This is a genomic window from Mycobacterium sp. (assembly GCF_040509115.1).
Taxonomy (GTDB): domain Bacteria; phylum Actinomycetota; class Actinomycetes; order Mycobacteriales; family Mycobacteriaceae; genus Mycobacterium.
Window position 1 is genome coordinate 1 of the sequence record NZ_JBEVLO010000185.1, and the last position, 7,348, is coordinate 7,348.

Sequence of the window (7,348 nt, forward strand, 5' to 3'; positions counted from 1 at the left end):
ACGCGCATTACCGCACCGGCCCACAGGTCAATTCGATTTGTCGAATCGCTGGCGTTGTCTGACTCCATAGGCCGCCGCTCTCACAGCTTCGTCGTCCTCCATTCCCGATCCCAGGGCCCCACCCAGCGTTGCCACCGCCGCTACCAGCCAAGCCATCCTCAATAGCGTTGGCAGATCGACAGAATGTCCGATGTTGTCGGCGACCAGTTGCGGCGGAAGCGTCCACCACGCGGTCAGCAGAAGCAGGATGAACAGCCCGGCATGGAAGATGGCGACTCCGATCGTCAAGGTGATGACGGTTGCCGCGTTGTACAACACCGCGCGTTGGCGTTCGTCGGCGGACTTGGGTCGTTCCCATAGCTCGTGGTCAAGAATGAGCCAGGCAATCATCGCGGCGGTCGCCAACATCGTCACCACGCCCAACCGCCAAGGGCCCATGGTGTCGGACAACTGCCATATGGTCGGATACGCAAGGCTGACCGCCCCTGTGGCGAACGCAGCCATGATCACCTTGGACATGCCAGCGGCCAGCCGCCACGGGCGGTTGGCGTAAACCATGCCGGACAGAAGCCGCAAACGCGACAGAGTGGCAGGCGCGACGTAGCGGACCACGTCATCGTCCTGCATCCGCGTCAACTGCCTCATGGATTGGTGTTTGTTGTCGGGCAGCCCCGCTATCTCGGCCACGACCGTCTGTGCCGCGTTCCGCACCCGGCGGTCGATGAACAATCCCCCAGCACCGGGGACGGAGATCATTCCAAACTGGTGGTCAACGCTGATGTCGGCAACCACTGGCAACGTGCCGAGGCGCCGTGGCAAATCGGTTAGGTAAATGACGATGTCTTGCGTCTCACCTGCCGGGTCGACGGCACGGACCACCTCAAGGACGTCAGCCTGCTCATCGACAGGATACGCGTGCCGCCGTGTGGTGACAGCCCAGTTGCCTTCTGTTGAAACATGTTTCGTGAGCACTGCCGGTAGCGAATCACAAAGACGCTCCGCAATCCCGACCGGAGCGCCGGGATCAGCGACTAGCAGGATTGACGGCGATTCGCCCTTCATTCGAGCCCGTATACCCCGCTGAAAACCGTCAAAACACATTCGTTCGTGTTGGCGTCCATCAGGTCCCGAAGTACTCGTGAATTTGGCGGATTGCCATAGATCCTTCGCCAACGGCGGACGCCACCCGCTTGACCGAGCCGCTACGCACATCGCCCGCGGCGAATACGCCGGGTCGACTGGTCTCGAGCATCATCGGGCGACGTCGCGTGTGGTTCTGATCGCGGCGGATATCCGAATAGAGCGCGGCCTGGCCCGTCGTCACGTAGCCGTGGTCATCGAGCTCAATGATGCCCGCCAGCCAGGCGGTGTTGGGGTCGGCGCCAATAAAGACGAACAGGGCGCGGGTCTCGATCGAATGACGCTCACCGGTCCGGTTATCCTCCGCCACCACCGCCGCGAGCTCGCCATGTCCGCGCACTTCTCGGATCTCGGTACACGTGCTCACGGTCACGCGGGGATGCTGGCGAATCTGGTCGACAAGATATCGGGACATATTTGCGTTTACATCGGCCCCACGGATCAGCACATGGACCCGGGAAACCCTCGCAGCGAGGAAGATCGCCGCCTGGCCCGCGGAGTTACCGCCGCCGACTATGACGACGGGACCGGTGCCACACATCAATGCCTCTTGAAAAGTTGCGGCGTAGTACACGCCGTTACCCTCGAACGCTTCGATTCCGGGAACGGCGAGCTTGCGATACCGCGCTCCCATGGCAAGCACTATGGCACGCGCCACTACTGACGCTTGATCGGCAAAACGAAGCAGATGGTGTCCACCATCGGTTTCCAGACCGGCGACCTCGGCGGAAACCAGGATCCGCGCGCCGAACTTCTCGGCCTGCAGACCGGCCCGTTCAGCTAGGTCGGCGCCTGAGATACCACCCGGAAATCCGAGGTAGTTCTCGATTCTCGAAGAAGTCCCGGCCTGCCCGCCTGTTGCGATTCGCTCCATCGCCGCGGTGATCAGACCGTCCGAGGCGCCGTACACCGCCGCTGCGAGGCCAGCCGGACCAGCCCCCACCACCACGACGTCGAATTCGTCGGACGCCGTGTCGGCCACGGGTAGGCCCACCCGGCGGGCCAGGTCAGTGTTGGTTGGGTTACGTAGCACCTCACCGCCCCAGATGACCACCGGCGTTTCCTGGGGCGACACCCCGAACCGCTGCAACAGCCGCTCGGCGTGCTTGTCACGCTCGGTGTCAATCCACCTGTGGGGTAATCTATTTCGGGTCGCGAATTCTCGAAGCCGGACGGTCTCGGGATCAAAGCAGGATCCTATGATCCGCAATCCGGAGCCCTCCTGGATCAGCATGGAGCGGCGTAACAGGAACGCGCGCAAGATGAGGTCACTGAGCACGGGTTCGTGCGCGCACAGGGACCGCACCCGCTCGGTCGGCACCACGAGTACTTCGCCGGGTTCCACCACTTCGGCGGTGTAGAACGCGGCTTGACCTTCGAGATCGCCCAACTCACCCAGGAACCGCCCCGGACCATGGACCCGGATCACGTGCCGATTTCCCGCGTCGTCGGTCGTGATGACGGCGACCTTGCCGGCCAGGACGACGAACAAGTGGTCGGAGCGTTCACCTTCGCGGACCAGTGTTTCGCCCGTGGCGACGGCGCGCCGGGCACCGCCTGTCTCAAGGATGGCGACCTGGTCGGCCGACAGTCGCGGGTACGCGCCGTCTGTATCGGGGGTTTCCGCCAGCGGAGTCGAGGCACGCTGGTCGACGGCGACCTCAGACATAGTTCTCATCGACGTAGCACCAACGCCAGACCGGTCCCCGCTCCATTGACTGCACGATGGGATGACCGACCGTGTGCGCGTGCGCCCGGGCGTGCCGCATCGGTGACGAGTCGCAGCAGCCGACATGCCCGCACGTCAGGCACAGCCGCAGATGCACCCACGGTGTGCCCAGCCGAAGACATTCCTCGCAGCCGTCGGCGCTCGGGCGCACCTCACGGATCGCCCCTACATGTGGATCGGTCACGGAAGTCGTCATGCCCGTGCCTCCTTCGCTTTGCTGGTCGAAAGTGTCTCGTCGAGCCAACGTCTCAGTGCGGCAAGCGAAGAAGCGCCGGATTGGCGTCCCAGAACTTCCCGGTTGTTGATGACCAGAAGTGTTGGCACCGCCTGTATTGCGAACCGTTGGGCGATCGCGGGCGCCCTGTCCACGTCCACTTTGACGAGTTTCAGCTCGCCCGAGCGCTCGACCGCGAGCTGTTCGAGCGCCGGACCTACTGTCCGGCAGGGGCCGCACCAGGTCGCCCACAAGTCGACGAGTACCGGTACCGAAGAGATTTCGACGATTTCAGTGAAGTCCCCGTCGTCGGCCGCGGCGATCCATGGCAGCCAGTGGCGACAGTTGGCGCAGCGCGGCTTCCCGGTGGCCGTCGCGGGCACCCGATTGCGTTTTCCGCAGTGCGGGCATGTCGTGATGTCAGACTCCATGGCACCTCATCCCGTCAGTCCATACGGCCCGCTCGTCAGGGCCCATGTCAAGTTCGTCGTCCCCACGGACACGCGGACTGGCCACCGATGGCACATTCGAGCAAGCGCGCCTACCGAGGTAGCCATCGTTGCGCTCCGTTCACCAAATCCATTGACGTGTCAGCACAATCTGCCAAACCAACCCGGGTCGGTGCATCGACCCAGGAGGGCGAAAGAAGGGCAGCCAGACAGTCCTTCGGTGACGGACTTGCGCGTCTACGGAGCCACTGCCCGTTTCGACACTGGCCCCACGGGGTATCTCCGCGCGGTGGCGCCCCCTGTCACCGTTTGGAGTCGGCATGAGCGGTCGAACGTGCACCATCTTGCTCATCGCCGACCCCGGCGTGCCGGCACGTCTGGCCGAGCACACAGCCGATTCACTGCCGAACAAGCTCGCCGACCGATGGACCCCATCCGTGCGTTGGGAGACGTCCGTTCGTATCGAGCCGCATCTTCGTGACGAACAGGCGTCCTTTCGCGACGTCATTGATTCGGTGCAACCGTCGAAGGAAGACGCCGACGTCGTCATATACATGACTGACTTGCCCCGCCGAGACAACCGTGTGCCCGTCGTCGCCGAGGTCAGTGCTGCGTACCGTTTCGGACTCATCTCCGTCGCCGGGGTCGGCGCCGCGTTGGTCTCGCGCCGTGTGTTGGATTTGGTCGTACTGGCCATCGCGATAGTGACGAAACAGCCCGAACTGCAACCAAGAAGTGCCGCGCGGTTGACCTCCACAGAGATTCGCGAAGGAGTCCGCTACTTCGCTCCACGGGGTCTTCGTCGGCTTCGTCTGCTGGCCGGAATGGTGCGCGCCAATCGGCCGTGGCGATTGGTCGTCGGCCTCTCGAAGGTGCTCGTGGTTGCGCTCGGTTCCGGAGCGCTGGCGCTCGCAACAGATACGATTTGGCTGTTCGCCGACACGATGGGTCCTTGGCGAATGTGCGCAACCACTGTCCTTTCCATCGGAGCAATGGTCACCTGGTTGATCCTTGATCACGAACTCTGGGAGCGTCCGAACTCCTCGGCCGAACGCGCGCGCTCAACGCTCTACAACGTCGCGACGCTGATCACTCTGAGCATCGGCGTCGCTGTGCTTCATGTGGCGTTGTTCGGTTCGGTTCTTCTGGCCGCCAGCCTTACGCTTACACCAGACGTGTTTGGCCAAACACTTGGTCATAGGGTATCGATCGCGGACTATTTGTCGCTCGGGTGGTTGGTTGCCTCCATCGCTACCGTCGGCGGAGCACTCGGATCAGGACTCGAAGACGATGACGGAGTCAGGGCGGCCGCCTACGGAGTCCGGCAACGGCAACGGTTCGACGAGTAGCGTCACCGGAGCGCCGCGGATGTTCTTTTTGATGTATGTAACGAATCATTTCGGCCGACACCCATGAGACTGTCCCGCAATGTTCTGCCCCGGCAGGCAGTCACCGTGACGCAGGACCTCATCCGGTAGCCATCTCAAGAGGCGATTTTCGAAACTCACCCGTTGTGGTTGTCATGCACGTCGATTCGACATGACCGGCCATGGCCGTGCTGATTGCGCCCGCACAGTTGAGGCCAGACCATCGTGCATCAATGGCTACGCAAAGACAGCGCTAGGTCGGGGTGCGCTCGGCGACGGTGACGGTGATCTGTTGGGTATCCGCTCCGCGGAGCACGCTCAAGCGCACGCGGTCACCCGGCTTGGTGCGGCGCAGCGCCGCTATGAGTTCCTCTGCCGTCGCGGTCTCCTGACCGTTGCAGCTGATGACGATGTCTCCAGCCTGCATACCCGCCGCCGCCGCCGGACTTGCTGTCTCAATGTTCATGACGACAACGCCATTCGTGCGGTTTACCCCCAACTGCCGTGCGATCTCCGGGGTCAGCGTGGCGGGCCGTATACCGATGTATGCGTGGCGGGCATTGCCGGTGGCCAACAGCTGGTCGGCGACGTCGACGACTGTCGCAGCCGGGATCGCGAACCCGAGAGCCACCGCACCCGCCGCCGGTGGGATGTAGGCCACGCTCATCCCGACGACTTCACCTTGCACATCGAGGACCGCACCTCCAGAGTTCCCCGGCGAGATGGCGGCGTCGGTCTGAATTAGGTCGACGAGCGGTGCCCCCGTTGAAGCCGACCCGGGGATCTGGCGGTGTAGTCCCGAGATGATGCCGGATGTGACGGTGGCCTCGAATCCGAGCGGACTGCCCATAACTACCGCGAGTTCACCGACCCGCGGAAGTGGCCTTTGAAATGTTGCAGCGGGTAGTCCCTTACGGTCGGCTTGGATGATAGCCACGTCGGTGACTTCGTCAGCGGCACGGACCATTGCCGGCACCTGTTTCCCGTCCGCGAGGGCCACGGTGACTTCTCGCGCGCCGGCGACCACGTGGGCATTGGTGACGATTGTGCCGTCGGCGCTATAGACGATGCCGCTGCCCAAACCGCGCTCGGTCAGCACAGTCACCACCGAGGGTTCAACCCGTCGCACCAGTGCCGGTAGATCCAGCGCAGCCGCGACCGGGGCACTCGAGCTGGCAGATACCGCGGGGCGGCCGGTCTCGCCGGAGTCGGACGGGCTGGCGCATGCGGTGAGAACGGTGATCGTGACGACGAGCAATCGGGGCAATGTACGACTCAGCCGCGCGGGCGACGATGAGTGCATCAACTCCAGGCCTCCATCCACTCGTAGCATCAGTGCCGAACACCGCGGCCTAACACTCCGCAGTGAAGCGTCCGCCGGGCCGATGCATGAGCCGATAACTCGAATGATGCGTAGGCCAAGGAGATATCGGACTCGACGGTGTGACCCTGACACGGCAACCTTTGCACCCCAACCCCGTGGTCGGCACGGCCCTGTCGGTCCTAAAGGTTGTGCATTCAGTTGGTATGGGAGGACGAACAAGCATTGACATCATCGCCTGGCTGGTGCACTGCTTGCACTAGTCAGCGCAATTGGGCACATCGACGGTGGCCTCGCCGGCGTGTGCGAACTGTAACGTGAACCTGTAAATCAGCCCATCGCCGACTGTCTCGGCCAGTGACACCGTTTCGGTAGGCGGCCTTTACCGTTCAACCGCGGCCAGCGGACTGGCGTCTAGCAGCCGGCCGGGGCTGTCCTGTCAGGCCGCCAAGGCCGGTTCCGAATAATCCACGGTGAGTTCGTCATTCTCCACGGTGACGCGGATCTTGCCACCGCCTGCGATGTCGCCGCGGAGTAACGCCCGGCCGATCTTGGTCTCCACCTCGTGGGCGATGTAGCGGCGCAGCGGCCGCGCCCCGTACACCGGATCGTAGCCGTGTTCGGCGATCAAACGGCGCGCCTTGGTGGAAATGTCGAGCTCGATCTGGCGCTCTGCCAGACGATCCCGCAGCTCGTGCAGCTGCAGCTCGACGATTCGTTCGAGCTGCGGCATCGACAGTGGCGTGAACAAGACAATGTCGTCGACGCGGTTGAGGAACTCAGGCCGAAAATGTCCCCGCAGCTCAGCCATCACCAGGTCGCTTGCCTCAGGCTTGATCTCACCATCCGCGGTGACGCCGTCGAGCAGGTGGTGCGAGCCGATGTTGGAGGTCATGATGACCACCGTGTTCCGGAAGTCGACCTGCCGTCCCTGTGCGTCGGTGAGCCGGCCGTCATCGAGCACTTGTAGCAGGGTGTTGAACACATCCGCGTGCGCCTTCTCGATCTCGTCGAGCAACACCACCGAGTAGGGCTTGCGACGGACCGCCTCGGTCAGCTGGCCGCCCTCCTCGTAGCCAACGTATCCCGGCGGCGCACCGACCAACCGGCTCACCGTGTGCCGCTCCT

The 7,348-nt window shown here is 63.4% G+C and carries 7 protein-coding genes; 1 reads left to right on the forward strand and 6 read right to left on the reverse strand.

The genetic code is table 11. From position 1 onward, the window contains the following. Positions 1–27: 27 nt before the first annotated feature. From ABW137_RS13135 to ABW137_RS13150, 4 genes are read right to left on the reverse strand one after another with little or no spacing between them, the layout of a single operon-like run. Positions 28–1,062: a hypothetical protein gene (locus ABW137_RS13135; RefSeq protein WP_526400542.1), complete on the reverse strand. Its 1,035-nt coding sequence runs from the start codon at positions 1,060–1,062 to the stop codon at positions 28–30. 58 nt (positions 1,063–1,120) lie between these two features. Further along, positions 1,121–2,809, reverse strand: a complete 1,689-nt coding sequence (locus ABW137_RS13140; RefSeq protein ID WP_526400544.1) for an FAD-dependent oxidoreductase — start codon at positions 2,807–2,809, stop codon at positions 1,121–1,123. Then, on the reverse strand, positions 2,802–3,065 hold the full coding sequence (locus ABW137_RS13145; RefSeq protein WP_526400546.1) for a UBP-type zinc finger domain-containing protein: 264 nt from the start codon (positions 3,063–3,065) through the stop codon (positions 2,802–2,804). The genes ABW137_RS13140 and ABW137_RS13145 overlap by 8 nt, the downstream gene beginning before the upstream one ends. After that, positions 3,062–3,514, reverse strand: a complete 453-nt coding sequence (locus tag ABW137_RS13150) for a thioredoxin family protein (protein ID WP_526400547.1) — start codon at positions 3,512–3,514, stop codon at positions 3,062–3,064. The genes ABW137_RS13145 and ABW137_RS13150 overlap by 4 nt, the downstream gene beginning before the upstream one ends. 338 nt (positions 3,515–3,852) lie before the next feature. On the opposite strand from ABW137_RS13150, the gene ABW137_RS13155 reads away from it, so the two are divergent. After that, the gene (locus tag ABW137_RS13155) at positions 3,853–4,881 is read left to right on the forward strand and encodes a hypothetical protein (RefSeq protein WP_526400549.1); all 1,029 of its coding nucleotides are present in this window, start codon (positions 3,853–3,855) and stop codon (positions 4,879–4,881) included. 271 nt (positions 4,882–5,152) lie between these two features. Here ABW137_RS13155 and ABW137_RS13160 read toward each other — a convergent pair whose 3' ends face one another. Together ABW137_RS13160 and ABW137_RS13165 are read right to left on the reverse strand one after the other, a co-directional pair. Continuing rightward, positions 5,153–6,046, reverse strand: coding sequence for a S1C family serine protease (locus ABW137_RS13160; RefSeq protein ID WP_526400553.1), 894 nt, complete (start codon positions 6,044–6,046; stop codon positions 5,153–5,155). A 613-nt stretch (positions 6,047–6,659) separates the two neighbouring features. Beyond that, positions 6,660–7,348, reverse strand: a 689-nt coding sequence (locus tag ABW137_RS13165) for an AAA family ATPase (protein ID WP_526400551.1), incomplete at its 5' end; no start/stop codon positions are given.